This is a genomic window from uncultured Campylobacter sp., from assembly GCF_938030685.1.
Taxonomy (GTDB): domain Bacteria; phylum Campylobacterota; class Campylobacteria; order Campylobacterales; family Campylobacteraceae; genus Campylobacter_B.
In genome coordinates this window covers 1-20,560 of the sequence record NZ_CALHHX010000214.1, presented here as the reverse complement: position 1 = coordinate 20,560, position 20,560 = coordinate 1, and the positions used below count along the sequence as shown (strand labels likewise).

General features: G+C 45.7%; 20 protein-coding genes. 18 read left to right on the top strand and 2 right to left on the bottom strand.

Going from position 1 to position 20,560, the window contains the following annotated elements; translation table 11 throughout:
- Nucleotides 1-1,182, bottom strand: coding sequence for a bifunctional phosphopantothenoylcysteine decarboxylase/phosphopantothenate--cysteine ligase CoaBC (coaBC, locus tag Q0369_RS10365; protein ID WP_298099555.1), 1,182 nt, complete (start codon nt 1,180-1,182; stop codon nt 1-3).
- Nucleotides 1,175-2,476 (bottom strand): bifunctional UDP-N-acetylglucosamine diphosphorylase/glucosamine-1-phosphate N-acetyltransferase GlmU, encoded by a 1,302-nt coding sequence (gene glmU / locus Q0369_RS10360; RefSeq protein ID WP_298099552.1) that lies wholly within the window; start codon nt 2,474-2,476, stop codon nt 1,175-1,177. The genes coaBC and glmU overlap by 8 nt, the downstream gene beginning before the upstream one ends.
- A gap of 150 nt (nt 2,477-2,626) precedes the next feature.
- Here glmU and Q0369_RS10355 point away from each other — a divergent pair, with 150 nt between their 5' ends.
- From Q0369_RS10355 to Q0369_RS10270, 18 genes are all read left to right on the top strand, one after another.
- A complete protein-coding gene (locus Q0369_RS10355; RefSeq protein WP_298099550.1) occupies nt 2,627-3,496 on the top strand; it encodes an EamA family transporter in 870 nt (289 codons plus the stop codon).
- A 64-nt stretch (nt 3,497-3,560) separates the two neighbouring features.
- Complete coding sequence (locus tag Q0369_RS10350; RefSeq protein WP_298099547.1) at nt 3,561-4,745, top strand: efflux RND transporter periplasmic adaptor subunit; 1,185 nt, start codon at nt 3,561-3,563, stop codon at nt 4,743-4,745.
- A gap of 21 nt (nt 4,746-4,766) precedes the next feature.
- Nucleotides 4,767-6,695: a MacB family efflux pump subunit gene (locus Q0369_RS10345; protein ID WP_298099543.1), complete on the top strand. Its 1,929-nt coding sequence runs from the start codon at nt 4,767-4,769 to the stop codon at nt 6,693-6,695.
- A 13-nt stretch (nt 6,696-6,708) separates the two neighbouring features.
- The gene (locus Q0369_RS10340) at nt 6,709-8,067 is read left to right on the top strand and encodes an efflux transporter outer membrane subunit (RefSeq protein WP_298099540.1); all 1,359 of its coding nucleotides are present in this window, start codon (nt 6,709-6,711) and stop codon (nt 8,065-8,067) included.
- Nucleotides 8,064-8,417, top strand: coding sequence for a hypothetical protein (locus tag Q0369_RS10335; RefSeq protein WP_298099537.1), 354 nt, complete (start codon nt 8,064-8,066; stop codon nt 8,415-8,417). Before Q0369_RS10340 ends, Q0369_RS10335 begins: the two co-directional genes overlap by 4 nt.
- Nucleotides 8,418-8,492: 75 nt before the next feature.
- Nucleotides 8,493-8,627 (top strand): 50S ribosomal protein L34, encoded by a 135-nt coding sequence (gene rpmH / locus Q0369_RS10330; RefSeq protein WP_005873223.1) that lies wholly within the window; start codon nt 8,493-8,495, stop codon nt 8,625-8,627.
- Nucleotides 8,615-8,950 carry a ribonuclease P protein component gene (gene rnpA / locus Q0369_RS10325; RefSeq protein WP_367178998.1) on the top strand — a complete coding sequence of 112 codons (336 nt, stop codon included), beginning with the start codon at nt 8,615-8,617 and terminating at the stop codon, nt 8,948-8,950. Before rpmH ends, rnpA begins: the two co-directional genes overlap by 13 nt.
- The gene (yidD, locus tag Q0369_RS10320) at nt 8,947-9,309 is read left to right on the top strand and encodes a membrane protein insertion efficiency factor YidD (RefSeq protein WP_298099534.1); all 363 of its coding nucleotides are present in this window, start codon (nt 8,947-8,949) and stop codon (nt 9,307-9,309) included. Before rnpA ends, yidD begins: the two co-directional genes overlap by 4 nt.
- Nucleotides 9,309-10,952 (top strand): membrane protein insertase YidC, encoded by a 1,644-nt coding sequence (yidC, locus tag Q0369_RS10315; RefSeq protein WP_298099531.1) that lies wholly within the window; start codon nt 9,309-9,311, stop codon nt 10,950-10,952. The genes yidD and yidC overlap by 1 nt, the downstream gene beginning before the upstream one ends.
- Nucleotides 10,949-11,704 (top strand): Jag N-terminal domain-containing protein, encoded by a 756-nt coding sequence (locus tag Q0369_RS10310; RefSeq protein WP_298099528.1) that lies wholly within the window; start codon nt 10,949-10,951, stop codon nt 11,702-11,704. The genes yidC and Q0369_RS10310 overlap by 4 nt, the downstream gene beginning before the upstream one ends.
- Before the next feature lie 2 nt (nt 11,705-11,706).
- A complete protein-coding gene (gene mnmE / locus Q0369_RS10305; RefSeq protein WP_298099523.1) occupies nt 11,707-13,455 on the top strand; it encodes a tRNA uridine-5-carboxymethylaminomethyl(34) synthesis GTPase MnmE in 1,749 nt (582 codons plus the stop codon).
- Nucleotides 13,456-13,514: 59 nt separating this feature from the next.
- Nucleotides 13,515-14,396, top strand: a complete 882-nt coding sequence (locus tag Q0369_RS10300; RefSeq protein ID WP_298099520.1) for a lysophospholipid acyltransferase family protein — start codon at nt 13,515-13,517, stop codon at nt 14,394-14,396.
- Nucleotides 14,381-15,820 (top strand): ELM1/GtrOC1 family putative glycosyltransferase, encoded by a 1,440-nt coding sequence (locus Q0369_RS10295; RefSeq protein ID WP_298099517.1) that lies wholly within the window; start codon nt 14,381-14,383, stop codon nt 15,818-15,820. Before Q0369_RS10300 ends, Q0369_RS10295 begins: the two co-directional genes overlap by 16 nt.
- Entirely contained in the window at nt 15,817-16,893 is a 1,077-nt protein-coding gene (locus Q0369_RS10290; protein WP_298099512.1) for a glycosyltransferase family 4 protein, read from the top strand. The genes Q0369_RS10295 and Q0369_RS10290 overlap by 4 nt, the downstream gene beginning before the upstream one ends.
- Nucleotides 16,890-17,069, top strand: coding sequence for a hypothetical protein (locus Q0369_RS10285; protein ID WP_298099509.1), 180 nt, complete (start codon nt 16,890-16,892; stop codon nt 17,067-17,069). The genes Q0369_RS10290 and Q0369_RS10285 overlap by 4 nt, the downstream gene beginning before the upstream one ends.
- Nucleotides 17,066-17,884 (top strand): polysaccharide deacetylase family protein, encoded by an 819-nt coding sequence (locus tag Q0369_RS10280; protein WP_298099506.1) that lies wholly within the window; start codon nt 17,066-17,068, stop codon nt 17,882-17,884. Before Q0369_RS10285 ends, Q0369_RS10280 begins: the two co-directional genes overlap by 4 nt.
- On the top strand, nt 17,881-19,077 hold the full coding sequence (locus Q0369_RS10275; protein WP_298099504.1) for a glycosyltransferase: 1,197 nt from the start codon (nt 17,881-17,883) through the stop codon (nt 19,075-19,077). Before Q0369_RS10280 ends, Q0369_RS10275 begins: the two co-directional genes overlap by 4 nt.
- 169 nt (nt 19,078-19,246) lie before the next feature.
- Entirely contained in the window at nt 19,247-20,485 is a 1,239-nt protein-coding gene (locus Q0369_RS10270; protein ID WP_298099501.1) for an O-antigen ligase family protein, read from the top strand.
- The last annotated feature ends 75 nt before the right edge of the window (nt 20,486-20,560 follow it).

Below are 20,560 nucleotides of genomic sequence, written 5' to 3'. Positions count from 1 at the left end.
TCAGATTTTTTTCAGCTCAGCTGCGATTTTTAGGGCGACTTCGTCCTTCGGCGCGGTGTCGATTACGACCTGATCGTTTTTCGTGATAAAGGTGACCTTAAGGATGTCGCCGCCGAGCTTGATGATGTCGTCCAGCACGTTTAGGCAGACGGCGTCGAGATGCTTTTCGTTAAGCATGCGTTTAGCCTCGCCGACGGCGTTTTCGCGGTCGGTTTCGAGTTTAAAGCCCACTTTTTTGATATTTCCGCGCACGGAGCTTAAGATATCCTCGTTTTCGCCTAGGCGTAAATTCCAAATTTCGCCGATCTCGGCTTTTTTCACTTTGTCTTTGTAGCGCACCTTTGGCGAGTAATCGCTTACCGCGGCAGCCATTATCAAATATGCGCCGTCGGGAAATTTTGTGCTGTCAAGCGCCGATTTTAGCCCGATAGTGCTTTCAAATTTAACGAGCTTGTACGGTAAATTTTCATATTCGTTGCTAGAGATCAGCGTCACGTCCGCGCCTAGGTAAAACAGCGCGTCGGCAATCGCTTTGGAGGTTTTGCCGCTGGAAAAATTCGTAATGCCGCGCACGCTGTCGATCTTTTCGATCGTCGCGCCTCCGGTAATGATGACGGTTTTATCCTCCCAAAATTTATCGTTGTAAAGCGCGCGCTTTAGCGTCTGCATGATCGCCTCGGTGCTCGCTAGCCCGCCCTTGCCAGTGTCGCCGCAAGCTAGGGTTTTTTCTATCGGATCCACAAAATACGCATTGACGCTTGCTTTTAGCATATCGATGCAGTTTTTCGTGATATTGTTTTCAAGTAGCGCGGGGTTCGCGGCCGGCGCGATGACTACCTTGGCGTGGGCGAAAGCCGCGTTTAGCACCTCTAAAAATACGTTGTCGCAGACGCCCCAAGCGAGCTTGTTTATCGTATTTGCCGTCGCAGGCGCGATCAAAACCAAATCCACCTTGGAGTAAGCGATGTGGTTGATGCCCGCTTGCCAGTTTTCGTTGGCTTTGCAAAGTACTGGGTGATCGCACAGCGCCTCGAATGCTTTGTAGCTGACAAATTCCTGCACACCGTCGCTAAGCGCGACATAGACGTCGAAATTCGACTTTTTCAGAGCGGATAAAATTTCAAACGCTTTGTAAAAACTGATACTCCCGCAAACCGCCAGTAAAACCTTTTTCTTACTCATCTTCGCTCCTAAAAAATTTATGGAAAAACCCATCTTTGTTAGTTTGTTTCGTTCGGCTGATCGCCAGCGCGCCGCTCGGAACGTCGCTTGTAACCGTCGTGCCCGCAGCGATTATGACGTCGTCGGCCACCCGCACGGGCGCTACTAGCTGCGTGTCCGAGCCGATGAAGACGTTTTTGCCGATTATCGTTTTGTATTTTTTCTTGCCGTCGTAGTTGCACGTAATCGTGCCGCAGCCGATATTGCTGCCCTCATCGATCTCGCAATCTCCGAGATAACTTAAATGCCCCGCCTTGATCTTGTTTACTTTCGCGTTTTTAAGCTCGACGAAATTTCCGATATGAGTGCCTATAACTTCGCATTTTGGGCGCAGATGTGCCATAGGACCGATGTCGGAGTTTTTTACGATGCTATCTTCGATAACGCAACCGCTTTTGATGAGCGAGCTTTCGATCGTGCAAGGACCTATGATGCTTACGTTTTCTTGCAGCTCGCACTCGCCGATAAATTTTGCTCTACTGTCGATGTAGATGCTTTGCGGTAGGCGCATCAAAACGCCTTGCTTCATCAGATTTTCTTTGATCTCGTTTTGCATTAAATTTTCGGCGATGCTAAGGGCAAATTTATCGTTTATGCCCATGAAGCTTTGCTCGTCCACCCACACGGCGGCGCATCTTAAGCCCATATCCTTGGCGATTTTGATCGCATCGGTGAGGTAGTACTCTTTTTGAGCGTTATCGGGTTTGATCTTAGGTAGGATCCGTTTCAATGCCTCGCTTTTGAAGCAGTAGCAGCCGGCGTTTGCGTCTTTTACCGCCTCTTCCTCCTCGCTTGCGTCCTTTTGCTCGACGATCTTTAAAATTTCGCCGCCGCGAGTAATTACGCGACCGTACCCGAATGGATCGCGCGCGCTAAAAACGCTTAAATTTACCTCCGCGTCCCCCTCGCAGAGTTTGCGAAGCTCGGCGCTTTTTACCAAGGGCATATCGCCGCAGATTATGAGCGTTTTTTCCCCGCGGATTTCGACCTCTTTTAGTCCGCCCGCAGTGCCGGGGAAATGCTCGTGATCTTGTTTGTAAATTTTAGCGTTTGGGAACTGCGCTAGAACCGCGCTTTTAACCTCGTCGAATTGGTAGTGTAAAATCACGCTCACGTCGTTTGAAATTTCGTAAGCTTTCTTTAAGATGTGGATTATCATCGGCTCGCCGCAAAGCTCGAAAAGAACCTTAGCTTTTTGCGACTTCATCCGAGTGCCGAGTCCTGCGGCAAGAACTATAACCGAAACGTCGTTCATTTTTACCCTTAAATTTCAAAAATCGGATAATTTTAACACATTTAAAATAAATAAAAACCTAAATTTATGCCGCGTGGGCGAAATTTAAATCCCAAATTCAACTAAAATTTTATAAAATTCCGCCTAAATTTTAAAGCTTAGGCGGACGTTTTGAAAAAACTGATTTTGGTTACTTGTATTTGGGCTTTTAGTTTCTCTTTGATAGGCGAGTTTTTGCGCGGCATAGACAGCGCGTATTTGGCATTTTCGCGCGTATCGTTGGCGCTAATTTGTTTTTTGCCGTTTATGAAATTTCGCGGCGTAAATCCCGCCCTGGCGCTTAAAATTTGCGCCGTGGGCGCCGTACAGATCGGCGTGATGTATATCTTCTACTACCGCAGCTTTGCGTATTTGAAGGTCTATGAAGTGGCGCTTTTTACGATATTTACTCCGTTTTACGTGACGCTGCTTTACGACGCGCTTAAGCTTAGATTTCGCGCGCTATATCTTTTCAGCGTCGCTGTCGCGGTGCTCGGGGCTTTGGTGATAAAATTCGGCGCGATAAACTCTGAGTTTTTGACGGGCTTTTTGCTAGTCCAAGGCGCAAATTTATGCTTCGGGCTCGGACAGAGCGCGTATAAATTTATGCTGGAGCGCCACGGCTTTAGCGAACAAAAGGAGCTTTTCGGCTACTTTTTTGCGGGGGCCACCGCGGTTACGGCGATTGCGGCGATCGTGCTCGGAGATTTTTCTAAATTTAATCCCAGCTTCTCGCAGGGCGCGGTGATCGTGTATCTGGGCACGGTAGCTAGCGCTTTAGGCTATTTTTTGTGGAACAAAGGCGCGTGCGAGGTCGATAGCGGCGTGCTTGCGATTATGAATAACGCGCTCATCCCCGCAGCAATCGTCGTAAATTTAGTGTTTTGGCAAAAGGACGCCGATCTAGCACGCCTACTTGCGGGCTCGGCGCTGATCTGCGTTTCGCTAATTTTACATAAAAAGATCATGAAATTTTACGCCCTGCGTGAGCAAAGAATTTAGTATTTAACTAAAATTTTATATTTTTACATTAGAATTAGCCCTTATTTTATTTGAAGTTGGCAAAATGAAAAAAACCTTGAAATTTATCGCCTTTACCCTGCTCATAGTCATTGCGATATATTTCTTATACGGCAAATTTTTTAAGCAAGAAGAGGCGCCGAAAGCTCTTACGACTAGACTTGAAAAGGGCGATATCAGAGGCACGGTGACGGCTGCGGGCGAGGTTTATGCCAGGGATTTGATCGACGTGGGCGCGCAGGTAAGCGGTCAGATCAAAAAGCTCTACGTCAAAGTGGGCGATATCGTAAAAAAAGGCGATATGATCGCGCAGATCGACTCGGTCACTCAAGAAAACGAGATCGCGCAGCAAAAGGCGCAGCTTCTGATCCACGAAGCAAATTTAGCTTCGGCAAAGATCGCCGCGGCAAACGCCAAAACGCAGTATAACCGCGAGCTTGAGCTGTATAAAAGAAACGCCGCTTCCAAAGAGGCGGTGGAAAACGCCAAAAATAGCGCCGCTTTAAAAGAGGCCGAGCAGAAGCAGATCGAGGCGCAGATCGAGCAGACCAAACTTCAGCTAAGCACCGCGGAGACGAATTTCGGCTACACCAAGATCACGGCTCCGATAAGCGGTACGATCGTTTCAATGCCGGTAGAGGAGGGCAAAACGGTAAATTCCAACCAAACTACGCCTACGATCGTAAAGATCGCCGATCTGAGCAAGATGGAGATCAAGATGCAAATCGCAGAGGGCGATATATCCAAAGTAAAGGTCGGAATGGACGTAGAATACTCCATACTATCGGATCTGGATAATATCAAAAAGGCTAAAATTTACAAGATCGATCCAGGTCTTACCACGCTTAGCGACGGGACTTACGATAAAACCTCTAGCGGTTCGTCCTATTCTTCGAGTAGCAGCGACAGCGCGATCTATTTTTACGCAAAGATGCTAGTGGATAACGAAAACGACTTTTTAAAGATCGGAATGACTACCGAAAATAACATAATTGTAAGCGAAGCGAACAATACGAGCTACCTGCCTACCTCCGTCATTAAGCGCGACAGGGGAGGCGATTACGTCACTGTGCTTAACGGCAAAGAGCCCGAGCAGCGATACGTAAAAACCGGCGTTAGCGACGATCTGAATACCGAAATTTTAAGCGGTTTGGATGAAAAAGATGAGGTGCTTATCGCGGACGGAAAAGCCGCGCCGTTAAATATGGACGGGCCTCCGATGGTGTTTTAGTTAAAATTTTATGGTGTGAAAATGCTAGAGCTTAAAGATATAAACAAAAAATTCATTCTCGGCGATAACGAAATCCGCGTCCTAAAGGACGTAAGCTTAAATATCGAGGCGGGCGAGTTTATATCGATAATCGGGCAATCGGGAAGTGGAAAATCGACTCTGATGAATATAATCGGCTGCATCGATACGCCAAGCAGCGGAAGCTACAAGATCGATGGTCGCGAGACCGCGAATTTAAGCGGCGATGAGCTTGCGGCGCTTAGAAGCAAAAAATTCGGCTTCGTCTTTCAAAAATACAATCTCATCGCCACGATGGATGCGACCGCAAACGTCTCGCTGCCTGCGGTGTATGCGGGCGTAGGGGCGAGCGAACGGACGAAACGGGCGGTGGAGCTTTTGGACAAGCTGGAGCTTGGCGATCGCACTAAGAGCTTACCGAGTAAGCTTAGCGGCGGACAGCAGCAGCGCGTAAGTATCGCCCGCGCTCTGATAAACGGCGGTGAAGTAATTTTGGCCGACGAGCCAACCGGCGCGCTTGATAGCAAAAGCGGCGAGACGGTGATGCAAATTTTAACGGCGCTGCACAAAGAGGGGCACACCATCATCATAGTCACGCACGATGCGCATATTGCGGAATTTGCGGATCGTATCATCGAGATCAAAGACGGCAGAATTTTAAGCGATAAAAGAAAGACGGAACGGGTTTTTGAGCGCAAAAAAGAGCAGATTAAAACTAAAAATTCCTTTATATTTTGCAAAGACCAGCTTATTGAAAGCTTTAAAATGTCGATTAGCGCGATATTTTCGCATAAACTAAGATCGATTTTGACGATGCTAGGCATCATCATCGGCATCGCCTCGGTTATCTGCGTAGTAGCTCTCGGTAAGGGTTCGGAGGAGAAAATTTTATCCGAGATCCGTAAAATTGGCACCAATACGATCGATATCTTTCCCGGTAAAAATTTTGGTGACGTGCGTGCGGGCTTCGTGAGCACCCTTACGATAAGCGATTCTAAAGTTTTGGCGCGCCAGCCCTACGTCGATTACGCTACACCAAATGCTTCTACAAGCGGTACGGCAACCTATGCGAATTTAAGCTCCAAGGCTCAATTGCGCGGCGGCGGCGTGAATTCTTTGGCGGTTAATGGCATAGATATAGAAGATGGTAGAAATTTTAGCGACGATGATATTAAAAATTCTGCCTCCGTCGCGATTATCGATCCAAACACTAAAAAAACATTTTTTAAAAATTCAGATCCAATCGGCAAGACGATTTTATTTTCGGGTAAGCCACTTAAGATCATAGGAGTTTCGGGCAAGGATAAAAACGCCTTCGGAAGTAACGAAAATTTAAGAATTTACGCGCCGTACTCAACCGTGATGGATAAAATCACGGGCAATCGAAAAATCAGCTCTATTACCATCAAAATCAAAGACGATGTCAATACTCAAGTGGCCGAAGAGAGCCTAACTCAGCTACTTATCCAAAGACACGGCTCGCGGGATTTTCATACGATGAACGCAGATACTATCAAACAAACAATACAAAGCACTACCGGCACGATGACGATTTTGATCTCATCGATTGCGGTTATCTCGCTCGTCGTCGGCGGCATCGGCGTGATGAATATCATGCTCGTAAGCGTCACCGAGCGCACGCGCGAAATCGGCATCAGGATGGCGATCGGCGCGAAGCAATCCAATATCTTGCAGCAGTTTTTGATAGAGGCGATCTTGCTTTGCTCGCTCGGCGGAGCTTTAGGAATTTTAATCGCTTTGGCGCTTGGATTTGCGTTTAATACCATAAGCCCGGATTTTGCGATGAAATTTACTACTGCGCCTTTCGTGATTGCCTTTGCGGCGTCGTCTGCGATCGGTATAGTTTTCGGATATCTGCCGGCAAGAAACGCCAGCAGATTAAATCCGATAGATGCTTTAGCACAAGAATAAACAAGGAGAGAAAATGATAAATTCCAAAGTAATTTTAAGCGGCGTTTTAGCTGTTTTTATCGGCGGTTGTGCCTCAAATCAAAGTGAGGTCGAATTTAAGCCTGTAGAGCATTTCAAGGACGAAAATGCAAGCTATGAAATAGATACGCTGTGGTATAAAAAATATGGCGAATCATACTTAAATAAGCTTGTAGATCAAGCCCTTACGAATAACTACGATCTAAAAACAGCGGCTTTAAATGTTGAGAGTGCTTATGCAAATTTAGGGTTAAGTAGGGCTGATCTTTTTCCTACGCTAAGTAGCTCGTGGAGTGCGGGCGCTAATCGCGACATAAGCACCGGCTCGAACTGGAACAAAACCTATAGCTCTGGTTTTAACGTAAGCTATGAGCTTGATCTTTTCGGCAAGATCCGCTCGGCGGTAAATGCCGAGGGCTGGAACGCCAAAGCTAGCGAGTTTGATCTCGAAAATACCCGCCTGACTCTTATAAATTCTGTCGTAAGCGGCTACTTCGAGATGCTTTATCTAAACGATTCGCTAAAATGGACAAAACAGAATTTAAGCGATTACCGAGAGATCGAAAAAATAATCAAGGCAAAATACGATTACGGCAAGTCCGAGCAGCTAGATTACAGGCAGATTCAAAATTCTATCCTAGGGCTTGAAAACAAGGTCTTAAGCATTCAAAAAAATATCGAGGATAATCATAAATATATGAGAAATCTCATCTCCTCCAGCTTGCAATTTGATGATAACACCGATTCGATAAATTCCATAGAATTCCAAGGCGTTGATCTAAATGTGCCTTACACAGCGCTTGCTAACCGCCCCGACATTAGAGCTGCGATCGCTAGGCTAAATTCCAGCTTTTACGACGAACAGACCGCTAAGTTAAATTTCTTTCCTAGCGTGAATTTGGGCGCAGGGCTTACTAATGGGCAAGGCGTGAGCGCTAACGATAGCTTCAAGCTAAATTTTTTAAGTGGCAACGTAAGCATAAGTCTGCCGTTTTTGGATTATGCGAGGGTTGAAAACCGCCTTAAAATTTCGGAGATCGCTTTTCGTAAAAACGTCGTAAATTACGAACAGACGCTCTCTAACGCTACGAATGAGGTGCTAAATTTATATAGAATTTATCAGATCAATCTGGCTAGCCTTAAAAATTTAAGCGCTGCTTACGATGAAAAGGCGCGCATTGCCGATCTTTACGCCGCGAAATACGAAGCAGGTTCAAGCGAGCTAAAGGATATGCTAGAAGCCCGCACCGACGCCGTAAACGCTAAGATAAACGAGCTAAATCAAAGATATTTGACGCTTCAAAACGAGGCGGCGATCTATCGCGCGATGGCAGGTAAATTTAAACGCAAATGAAAAAGGCTTTGATATTTTGGCTGCTTTGTGGCGCGATATTTGCTGATTCTATGGTACTAAGTGCGCAAGATGGTGCAGTAAGCCTTAGCGCCAGCGCTTACGTTGCGAACGATAAACAATCAGAATTTGAGAAAAACCATAGTGAAATTCTGCTAAATCGTCAAAAAAATGAACTAGATAGGCAAAGCCTGCAAAATAATTTGCAACGTGAATCAAAAGGTGTAGGCGACCACGATGATTTTTCGATGAAAAAACAGCCAATGCAAGATATCAAGGAGCGAAACAATAAAAATGAGCAAGACTTAAAACTGCGCCGTAAAAAGCTGCAAGGCGACGTTTATCGGCGCTAGGGCTGCTTTTGTTTATCGGTTTTTAAGTAAAGTTTCTATAAAATCTCCGCTTTACATTTTCTTAAAGGAACAGTTATGAAAAGAACGTACCAACCCCACAATACCCCTAAAAAGCGTACTCACGGCTTTCGCGTCCGTATGAAAACAAAAAACGGCCGCAGAGTTTTAAGTGCAAGACGCGCTAAAGGCAGAAGAAGATTGGCTGCGTAGGCGAATTTGCTGCGATAAGCGATAGCAGCGTTTTTTCGGAGGTTTATAAAAGTGCGGCGAAGTGGCATTGCGAATGCGCTGTTGTGTATTTTTTGGCTAGCGAGCAGCGTAAATTTAGCGCAGTCGCCAGCAAAAAAATAGGCAATTCAGTTACGCGAAATTACGCTAAAAGACGTTTGCGCGCAGCGTTTTATAATCAAAAAGACGCCATTGTTAGCGGAATTTTTATATTAATCGCAAAAAAGCGGATCGTAGATATGAGCTTTGAAGACATTGAGCGAAATTTAAAATGGGCGTTTAAAAAGATCGGCGCAGTAAAATGAAGAGATTTTTTATAGCCGCGATCGGGTTTTATCGAAAATTTATTTCGCCTTTGCTACCGCGCTGTTGCCGCTACTATCCGAGCTGTTCGGAATACGCGCTTTATGAGTTTAAGTTTAACGGCGTCTTTGGCGCACTCTGCGCTGTAGCGGCTAGAATTTTAAGATGCAATCCGCTCTTTAGCGGCGGCATAGATTATCCGATAATCGCGCGAAATTTCAAATTTTGCGTATTTTCTAAAATCCGCAGCAGCAATGCCTCTGCGGATAAATTTAAGCTTTGGTTCATACCATATAAAAAAATTTGGTTCATACCATATAAAAAAAATAGATATTACGTCATACGACTAGGAGAAAAATAGTGCTAGATAAACTTCCTCAATCAAAGCGCCTTGCTATCGCAATAGCAACTGCGCTCATATTTTTCGTAGCTTACGATCATTTTTATTTATCAAAAATTCGCGCCGCTATGGAGGCAAACGCAACCGCAGCGCAAATCGCGCAAAAAAATGCCGCCAAGTCCGCTCCGCAAACTACCGCCGCTGGCGTGAGCGCGCAAGGAGCGAATTTAAATACCTCAAATTCCATCTCCGCACCGTTAGTGCGCGTGGTTGGCAAAGAAGCAAATTTCACGATCGACGGGCTCGGTCGCATAAGCTCGTATGTGCTAAACGATGCTAAATTCCGTGACGAAAACGGCGATGCGATAAATTTAATTGATCCTAAATCACATTCTAAACCGCTTGAGATGCGCTTCGAGGACGCGGCGTTGAATGCAATGGCTTTCGATACTCCTTACAGCGCTTCATCTAGCGAGCTGGACGTACGAAATGGAGAGGCTAGTGTTACATTAAGTCAAAGTTTAGGCGCCGTTAGCATAAATAAAATTCTTACTTTTTATCCAAATGGTAGTTATAAATTGGATCTGAAGTTAAGCGGCAATGCGCGTTATTTCATCAGCCCCGGCTCGCGTCCGAACGTAGAAGTAGATAGCTATACGGTTCACGGCGTCATCGTAGGAAAACCGGGCGAAGCTGGAATTTCAGATAAAATCGCTTCATTTTTTACGGGCTCACAAGCTATAAGCGAAAGCGTAGAAATTTTTAAAGATGGTGATGTGGATAAAAACGAGCGAATAAGTGGCGTAAATATCGCTGCAAGCTCCGATCGCTATTATACGACGCTATTTTACGGAGAGAGCTTGAATGCGACCGTGACTGACGCAGATAAAATTTCGCAGGTTTTCATAGGCTCGGACGGCGATCTTAGTCTTACGGGCTATATTGGCGCGAAAGATCACGCGACGCTAAGCTCGATAAATCCTGCTCTTACGCACATTATCGAATACGGCTGGTTTACCTTTATCGCCCGCCCGATGTTTAAATTTCTAAACTGGCTGCACGGCTATATCGGCAACTGGGGCTGGTCGATCGTCGTGCTTACGCTCATTATCCGCCTAATCTTATTCCCGCTAAGCTACAAGGGAATGCTATCGATGAATAAGCTAAAAGATCTGGCGCCTAAGATGAAGGAGCTTCAGGAAAAATATAAGGACGATAAGCAAAAGCTGCAGATGCATATGATGGATCTGTATAAGAAAAACGGTGCCAATCCAATGGGCGGCTGCTTGCCAATACTGCTTCAGATACCGGTATTTTTCGCGATCTACCGCGTGCTACTTAATGCGATCGAGCTAAAGGGTGCGGAGTGGGCGCTGTGGATCCACGATCTGTCACTTAAAGATCCATATTACATCCTGCCGATTACGATGGGAATTTTGATGTTTTTGCAGCAAAAGATTACGCCGACTACATTTACCGATCCGATGCAAGAGAAGATGATGAAATTCTTGCCTCTTATTTTTACGGTATTTTTTGTGATGTTCCCGGCGGGTCTTACGCTATACTGGACGGTCAATAACTTCTGCTCCATTATCCAGCAATACGTCATTAATAAAGCCTTTGCTAGGCATAAACAAGCTCAAATAGCGGAGAAAAAGTCATGATAATCGAAGCTGAAAATTTAAAAGATGCCTATAATAAAGCAGCAGCTGAGCTAGGATGCTCGGTAACGCAGCTTAACGTGCGCGTGCTACAGCATCCAAGCGGCGGATTTTTGGGCTTTTTTAAAAAAAATGCTATTATAGAAGCGGTTTTGGAAGGGGAGAAATTTAGCGAAAATCCGGAATTTAGCGCCCCGCAAAATAAAGCCGGCAAAGCAGAGAAAAAGCAGGGCGACAAATCAGAGTCTCAAAGTCCGCGCGCCACGCATTCTAAATATCGCAAAGAAAAGCAAAAGGGCGTTGTGACGGATGAAATTTTATCCGATATCAAAGAGAAGCTATCTGCACTTTTTAGATCAAGCGAGTTTAATATTGAAGTTAGCGATGTTAGCAAAATCGACGAAAATACCGTCTATATCAAGCTGCAAGGCGAGGATAGCGCGCTTTTGATAGGCAAAGAAGGACACCGCTACAAGGCACTTTCGTATATGATTTACAACTGGATCAGCATCAGATATGATCTTGCCGTAGTTTTTGAAATCGCGGAATTTTTACAAAATCAAGAACGATTTATCGAGTCTTACGTAAATGCGCTCGTGGAGCGCTCTGGAAATGAGCGTATCGTCACGAAGGCTTTTGATGGCGCATTTATCAAAATCGTAGCCGACAAGCTAAAACAAGCATATCCAGATCGTTTCGTGGGAATCAAATCCACACGTAGCGGCAAAATCGTCATCGTAGACGAAAAAAGCTAATCGTGAGCGAGACTATCGCCGCTATCGCTACGGCTCACGGCATCGGCGGAATTTGCATAGTTAGAATTTCAGGCGAGGAAGCGCTGTCTATCGCTCTAAGCCTTTCACATCGCAGTTCTTTGCGCCCTCGCTATGCCACGCTTGTGAATCTTTTTGACGCGAGCGGCGAAATTTTCGGCGAGGCTATTTTGATATATTTTAAAGCTCCGCATAGTTTTACCGGCGAAGATGTCGTAGAAGTGCAGACCCACGGCGGTTTTACGGCTTCATCATTGGCGTTAGATGCCGCGCTGGCTCTGGGCGCGCGCATAGCAAATCCGGGTGAGTTTAGTAAGCGAGCGTTTTTAAACGGTAAAATGGATCTTAGCAAAGCGGAAGCAATAAGCGATCTCATAAACTCGCGCTCGCAAAGTGCGGCTAAAATTTTAGCTAGAAATCTGCGCGGCGAGCTTGAGGGCTTTATAGGCGATCTGCGCGCAGCTCTGGTTAAGACGTTGGCCTTCGTCGAGGTTTGCATTGACTACGCAGAGGACGATCTGCCTTCTGATGTGCTGCAAAACTCGCAAGAAATGCTTAGTCAAAATATCGCTTCGCTAGAAAAAATCACTCGCATCAGCCGCAGCCGAAGAGGGCTAATCGAGGGCTTTAAAGTAGCGATTGTGGGTAAGCCCAATGTCGGTAAATCAAGCATTTTAAATTCTATGCTGAGCTTTAGTCGCGCTATCGTGAGCGACGAAGCGGGCACTACGCGCGATCTCATCGAAGAAAGCCTGCAGATAGGCACTCATCTAATCCGTATAGTCGATACTGCAGGTATCAGACACAGCGGCTCAAAGCTCGAAAGTATCGGCATTTCATATTCTCTTCGCGCTGCAAGCGAGGCAGACGTGATTTTGGCGGTGTTTGACGCAAGTCGCGAATGGGATGCTGAGGACGCGCAGATCCTAAAAATACTGCGCGAACAAAAAGGCAAAAAAATCATCTACGTTTTAAATAAATGCGACTTGCCGCGTAAATTTCATCCTAGCGCAGAGTATCTTGGCGATGATTTAGAGGCTTTTTCTGCAAACAATTTCGCAGTCAAAAATCCCATATCAGAGAATTTCACAGCCGAAAATTTAAAGCAAAGTCATACCTGCGACGCTTCTTTAAATTCTTGCGCGCAGAATTTAAAAGCTAAAAATTTAAAGCGTGACTTAAGCGCGCAAAATTCTACTTCCACAAATTCCGCGCCTACAAGCCAAATAGCTCTTGCGAATTCCATAAATCCAAAGGAACAGAATTTTGCCGCAAAAGCGGGACTAGCGTCGCCAAATACCGAGCGCACTACTGCAAGCTGTGCTGCGGAGAATTTTACTCAGGATGATTCCAAACAAAATTCTGCAAATTCTATCGCGCCTAGTAGCTCTGCAATAAATTCCGCTAAGCAAAATACCCAAGCAAATTCCATTTTTGCGCCGCTTGAAATTTCTGCAAATGAGGGCGTGGATCAAATTTTAACTGCGCTTGAGAGCTACTTAAATTCTCAAAATTTCGATGGCCTTATGCTAAGCAATGAGCGGCAAATTCTATCTTGCGAGAGCGCGCTCGCAGCTCTTAAAAACGCGAGCGAGCGCCTGGCTTGCGGCGAGCTTGAGCTTTTTGCATTTGAGATAAATCGCGCGATTGAGGCGATTGCACGTATTTCGCGTCCATTTGAGCGAGACGAAATTCTAGACGAAATGTTTAGCAATTTTTGCCTCGGCAAATAGCGTTTTAGCTACTAATTAGCCAAAATTCAATATAATCTCGCATTTAAAACGAGGTCTTTATGAAGGAAAAAATCCAATATTTTTTGGCGCTGTGTCTGATAAAATTTGCAAAATTCGCGCCGAAAAGCTTCATATTCGCATTTTTCGACAAGCTCGCACTTTTTGCATCGTGGAAGCTTAGTAGGCGCGTTAAAGTCGCGCAGGATAACTTTCGCGCCGCTTATCCGCAAAAAAGCGAAAGTGAGCTTCACTCTCTTGCGATCGAGAATTTTCGCAGTATCGCTAGGACGCTTACCGACACGCTTTTATTTTACAACGGCAGACTAAAATTTGATGATCTGATTTCAAACGGCGAGCAGGCGCTAGAGCGCGTCCGAAAGCTAAAAGGTGATAATCCGCACGGGATTTTATTTTTTACCGCGCATTTTGGAAACTGGGAAATTCTAGCCAATTTTTTCGGCGCTAACGGCTTTCCCGTCTCGGTAGTCGGGCGTCGCAGTGATAACGAGCTGATCGAAGAGCGGCTAGTGGCGCCGTTTCGCGAGCGCTACGGCAACGACCTCATTTACAAGGACGATGCGATGCGCAGGCTCGTGCAGGCGCTAAAGCAGGGGCGCAACGTAGGCATCTTGCCCGATCAAAAGCCGGGCCCTAAAAATAGCCTGATTACGACTTTTTTTGGACGGCAGTGCTACACCACAAAGACCATCGCGTCGCTTTATTTAAAATTTCATCCCGTGCTGATCCCGATCTTTGCGCGGCGCGACGCGGATAATCGCTACGAGATCGTGATCAAGGATTTTCCGCCACTACCTGAAGGGTTAAATAAGGACAAAGCCGAGCTGTTTATCACGCAAAAGTGCAACGACATTTTCGAAGAGGTCGTGCGAACCGCGCCGCAGCAGTGGTTTTGGATACATAAACGATGGAAGATGGACTGATGGCGCGGCAAATTTCAAGAGGCGAGAGCAGACGGGGTGTCATAAGAAATTTATCCGCACCGCAGGGCTCGCGTCTCTTTGCAAAAGAGCAAAGCGTCGAAAATTTAAGTAGAGCCGCGCGAGCGGGTAAAATTTTAAATCGCGAAAGCTCTATGGCGATCGCCGCTGCGCGAGATTATAAAAATTCGAAATTTAAAAATTTCATATCGATTTGCGGCAGCCCCTCTTACATTTTACGCCGCGAAAATTTTAGATATAAAAATTTAAGATCGGGTGCCTCAGATTACGCGTGGCACGCAGGCGGCGGGTCATTAAATTTAAACAGCGAAAACTCCGCTGCAAATCAGTCCGCCCCAAAAAATCCGCATCGAAAAGCGCTCATCTTAAGCGACGGCCGCAAGGGGCACGAGAACCAAAGTATCGCATTTTGCGAGCTAAAAGGGCTTGATTTTTGCATTTGCAAGATCGCTTACGCAAACAAGCTTCTTAAACTCTGCTCCTACGCGCTTGATTTTTTTGGGCTTTATTTTAAAATTTTTAAGTGCGATCTTGGCGGGAGTGGCACGGCGGCGGACCGTAAAAACGGATCAAATTTAAATAATACCTCTTTAAACAGCCCCGCTGCATCAGATAGCATAAATTTAAATGCTGCGCCGAATGGCACCAATTCAGATGCCGTATCATATAGCGCAAATTTAGATGCTGCATCAGATCGCAATTTAAATTTCGCAGATTTCGATCTGTTCGTAGGCGCGGGCTCTACGAGCTATTACGCGCTGAAATTTTACGCGCGCAGATACGCAAAGCCGAGTATAGCACTAATGTATCCGAAAGGCTACCGCAAGGATTTTAGCATCATCATCGCAGGCGCGCATGATCGCCCGATGCCGAGTGCGAACCTTAAAATTTCGCCCGTCTCGCTTAGTTTTTCGCGCCCGCAGGGGCTGTACCGGCCGCAGCGTAAATCCATCGGATTTATCATCGGCGGGTCGAATTCCTGCTTTGAGATGGGGGATGAAATTTTAAAGCAGATCGAGGGCGTGAGGGCGCAGTTTGCGGACTGCGAGTTTGCGCTAACGACCTCTCCGCGCACGCCGCAGGCTACCGAGAGCGCGCTAGCTAAGCTTAGCTGGAATTACAGCGTGATTTACAGCCGCGAGCCCGTAAATCCGATCGGCGATTTTTTGGCACAGTGCGAGTGGGTTTTTATCAGCGAGGACAGCGTCTCGATGATAAGCGATGCCGTATCTAACGGGAGCGCGAGCGTGGCTATTTTGAGCCTAAAACGCAAAGATGCTCATAATAAATTTGACGATTTTATAAGCGCTCTCGTTTCTACGGGTCACGCTAGGCGCTATGACGAAACGTTAAAAAAGACCGCGAAGTACGATCTTAAGGCGTTTGTGAGGGAGATAAAAATATGAGGGTCGTGCAAATCCTGCCCGAGCTGAACGAAGGCGGCGTCGAGCGCGGCGTAGTCGAGCTAAATAGAGAGTTTGCGCGGCGCGGCATCGAAAATTTCGTTATCAGTAACGGCGGCAAATTGGCACCCGAAATAGAAAAAGACGGCGGCGTGCACGTACAGCTCGACGTTTGCTCCAAAAATATCCTAAGCGCTCCGGCGCGCGTTTTAAAGCTGCGTAAAATTTTAAACGAAATTTCTCCAGACATCGTGCATGTCCGCTCCCGCGTGCCGGCGTGGCTGGTTAAATTTGCTCGCCCCAAAGCAAAGATCGTAAGCACCGTGCATGGGATAAATTCCGTAAATTTCTACAGCAAGATTATGACCGATGCGGACGCGATCATCTGTCCTAGCGGCTATGCGCGCGATCACGTGGTGCGAAGCTACGGCGCGGATGCGGCCAAGATCACGATCATTCCGCGCGGCATCGATCTAGAAAAATTTAATCCAAAAAATTTAGACGAGCGCTTCATCAAGGAATTTCGGCAGAATTTCAACCTTGCGCAGGATGATTTTATCGTCTCGGGCGTTGGGCGCATCACGCAGATTAAGGATTACAAAACCCTGATCCGCGCCGCGGCTTTAGCAAGCGAACAAAAGCTTAAAATTTTGATTGTAGGCGGCGTAGGAGCGGGTCGCGACGAGTATTTTTCCGAGCTAAAATCGCTCGTAGAGGGGCTAGGACTTGGCGAGCGCGTAATTTTTGCAGGCTCGCAGAGCAAGGTGGCCGAGATTTACTCGCTCTCGTCGGTCACGGTGAGCGCTTCAAGCAAGCCTGAGAGTTTCGGGCGCTCGATGGCTGAGGCTATAGCGCTCAACTGCCCCGTGATCGCGACCCGCCACGGCGGCGCGCTGGATATCGTAAGAGAGGGCGAAAACGGTTATTTTTTTGACGTGGGCGACGCGCAGGCGCTGGCGGAGCTGTTTGTCCCCGCGCGCGAGCTGAAATTTGACGGCTACGGCTACGTTTCGCAAAACTTCAGCCTAGAGCAGATGGTAGAAAAAACGATAAAGGTTTATGAGAGTTTAATATGAAAAAATTTTTTTACGAAAACGCGCCTAGCGGCTGGAGGATCACATTTTTAACGCTGCTGCTTCTTTGGTGCGCGTCACTGTTTTTTAAAAACGCGATCTATCAGATCTCCTTTGCAGCGCTAAGTCTGGCTACGATTTTGAGCTTTTTGGCATATCGCGTAAGGATCGAGCGATGATCTACGCGGCGGTTTTGGCTTTTGCGGCGGCGGCGCTTTTTGCATGGTTTTGCCTGCGCTTTGCGTGGTGGGAAAAGGACCAACCCTACGAGTATCCGCGTGTGCTGATGTATCATATGATCCGCGAGCATCTGCCAAAGCATGCCTCTAAATTTAACCGCTTGCGCGTGACCCCTGCCGCGTTTGAAAAACAGCTTGCGTGGCTGAAGCGAAACGGCTTTACGAGCTACACTCTAAGCGAGCTTGCGAGCTTGGATAAAAAGCCTGCAAAGGCGGTTTGCATTACCTTCGACGATGGGTATCGCGATAATCTCACGGGCGCTCTGCCGATACTTCAAAAATACGGCTTTAAGGCGACGATTTTCATCGTGAACCGGCGCTTTGGCGGGAATTGGGCGACCGATAAGGATCTGAAAAAATCAAGCGACGAGCTAAATCGCGAGCAGATGCTAAGCGACGAGGAGGTCCACGAGCTTTTGCAAAGCGGGCTTATCGAGATCGGTTCGCATACGCTCGATCACGCAAACTTGCCTAGCTTGGACGCGGCAGAGCAGCTGCGTCAGATGAGCGAATCAAAGCGCGAAATAGAGGCTAAATTTGGCATTGCTTGCAGCGCCTTTGCCTATCCGTTCGGCTTTTACGACGAGATTAGCGTGCGCTGCGCGCGCGAGGCGGGCTTTAGCTGCGCCGTTACGACGCAAAACGACGTGTTGCGCCCACACTACTCAAATTTTGAAATTCCGCGCATCATGGTTAGCGGCAGACAGGGGCTTTTTAGCTTCATTTTGAAGATGAAAAAGGGCAGAAATAGATGAAAATCGCCTATCTTTGCTGCTCCAGATTTTACGGCGGCGTTGAAAAGATCGTGATCGACTCGCTAAATGAGCTTTGCAAAAGCGAGCAGGCGGCGCTAATCGTGCCCGATAGATGCGAGTTTTTGCAGCGTCTGGATGCTCGCGTGCAAATTTATGAATACAAAAGCCGCGACAAGCGCTACAATCCGTTTTTGTTCGCTGAAATTTATCGGTTTTTACGCTCGGGCGGATTTGAAATTTTACATTCTCACGGCGCCAAAGCCGCGCAGATTGGCTTCGTGGTCGAAAAATTTTTAAATCTTAAGCTCGTTGCGACCAAGCACAACGACCGCAAAGCGCCCGTTTTCGATCGCGTGCGAAACGTCATCGCAGCCTCGCGCAAGGTCGCAACCACGATAAATCACGCCGCGAAGGTGATATATTTCGGCATAGAGCCGCGGCAGGAATTTGTAAATCATGAAATTCTCGCGCGCTGCAAGGACGCGGAGGGCGCTGCAAACATGGCGCCCAAGGAAGCAACGTGCGGCGACTCGGCCGGCGGCACGTTCGCGTCGCAAAATATGACTGGCATTGTGTTTGCGTCGCAAGATACGCCTTTGGATGCGGACGCATCGCAAAATAAGACCAGCAGCGTATTCGTATCGCAACAGGGCGCAAACGCAGCGGCGGAAAATTTTAAATTTAGCATCGTCGCGGTCGGCAGGCTCGATAAGATCAAGGGTTTTGATCTTTTGATCCGCGCCGCAAGCGAGCTGAAATTTGATTTCGAGCTTAAAATTTACGGTCAGGGCGGCGAGAGGCAAAATTTGCAAAATTTAATCGATTCGCTAAATTTGCAGGACCGCGTGCGGCTATGCGGCTTTTGCGATGACGTTGCGGCAACTCTTGCCGCGTCGCACCTGCACGTGATCAGCTCGCGCAAGGAGGGCTTTCCGGTGATTTTGATCGAAGGTATTTTTTATTCGCCCGTGCTGATATCTACCCGCGTGGGCGGAATTTCGGAAATTTTAAGCGAGGAGTTTTTATGCGAGGCGGCGGATCTGGGCGCCAAGATCGATGAAATTTACCGCGCTTACGGCAAATACGCTCGGGCTTTTGCGCAAAAACACGCCGGTCTTAAGCAAACTTTGACGCTGCAAAATTATATCAGCTTGCTTAAAAATTACTACGAGGAGCTGTTATGCGAAGCCTAAAGATCGTAATTTTGGACTTAAATTTTATATGTTTTAAGTTTGATTAGCTAATAAGCAAATTAAATATTTGTGAGTATAAATTCAGTATAAACATAGCAAGACAAGATCACAAAATCGCTATTTATATTGTTTTATAATTATTTAGATATAAGATATAAAGGAGAGATAAATGCTATTAAAATTTAACTATGAAGAGATAATGAAATATTTATTATATATATTATCTGTGAGCCTTTTTGTCGGCAAATCCTATAATATTGTTGCAGCTTTAATCGTAGTTATATTTTTATTCCATACCTTTAAGAATCATTTATTCTGGGTATTTAAAGATAGACTTTTTATATTTATGTCTATCTGGTGTGTATATATGCTATCTAGCGTAATCTGGGCAACGCATAAAGATGGCATTATTAGCGCTGTAGGAGTTTTATTCTTATGGATACTTTTGTATTTAGCGATCAAAATATATCTTAATTCTAAAGATAAATTAGAAAAATTCTTTAAATTTCAAGCTTGTATAGTTTTATTTATTGCATTTAATGCATTGCTGCAATTTCTCATAGGTTATAATATTTTTGGCGTTCCGATTTTAAATGGTAGAGCGACTGATATATTTTTTTCTAGCAATAGTAGAATTTTCCCTTTTATATTGCCACTTTATGTTGGAATGTTTGGAGCTATGCTTAGCTTAAAAAATCGTCATCTATCTCATTATATTTTATATAGTTCGGCTCTTTTTGGAATTTTAATAGCTGTTCCGCTAAGTGGCTCTAGGGGGCCCTTGTTATTGCTTGCAGTCTTTATCCCTATAATAGTCTGGACTAGCCCTTATAGAAAAACAGCTTTTATTATGTTGGTCGTTTTATGTGTATGCGTAATTTCTATAGCTTTTAATAGCGATAAATTGCAGGATAGGTTGGTTTCTTTGGCGCATCCATTCGAGAATCAAAAGCATCTTAGAGTGGCTATTTGGAAAACTGCTATAGAAGAATTTAAAGACAACCCTATATTGGGCGTAGGATTTAAAAATTTTAAATATAGACAATTTGATTACTATAAACCAGAATTCGAAAGCTACGAAATAGATAAAGAGCAAAATAAAACAGTGGAACATGCACATAGCCCTTGGATGGATATACTTGCAGAGCAAGGAATTATTGGATTTGGGTTTGCCATTACACTATTTTTTAGTATCTTTTATAGCGTTTATAGAAAAGGAACTTTTATATTAATTAGTGCATTTAGCGTATTTTATGCATTTTCTTTCCTAAATTCTACTTTCGTAATTTCTAAAAGTCGTTGGTCATTCTTTATGATATTTTCTATAACTATATTCGCGATTGTTTCTAGCTATTATCAATATATAAAGTTATCAAATGATAGTAGAATTGATGAGATGAGAAGGTAAATATGAGCTATATCTTAATATTTCTGATCTTTGCCGCCGTAGCGGGCGTTTCGCTGCGGTATAACTGGTGGCGGA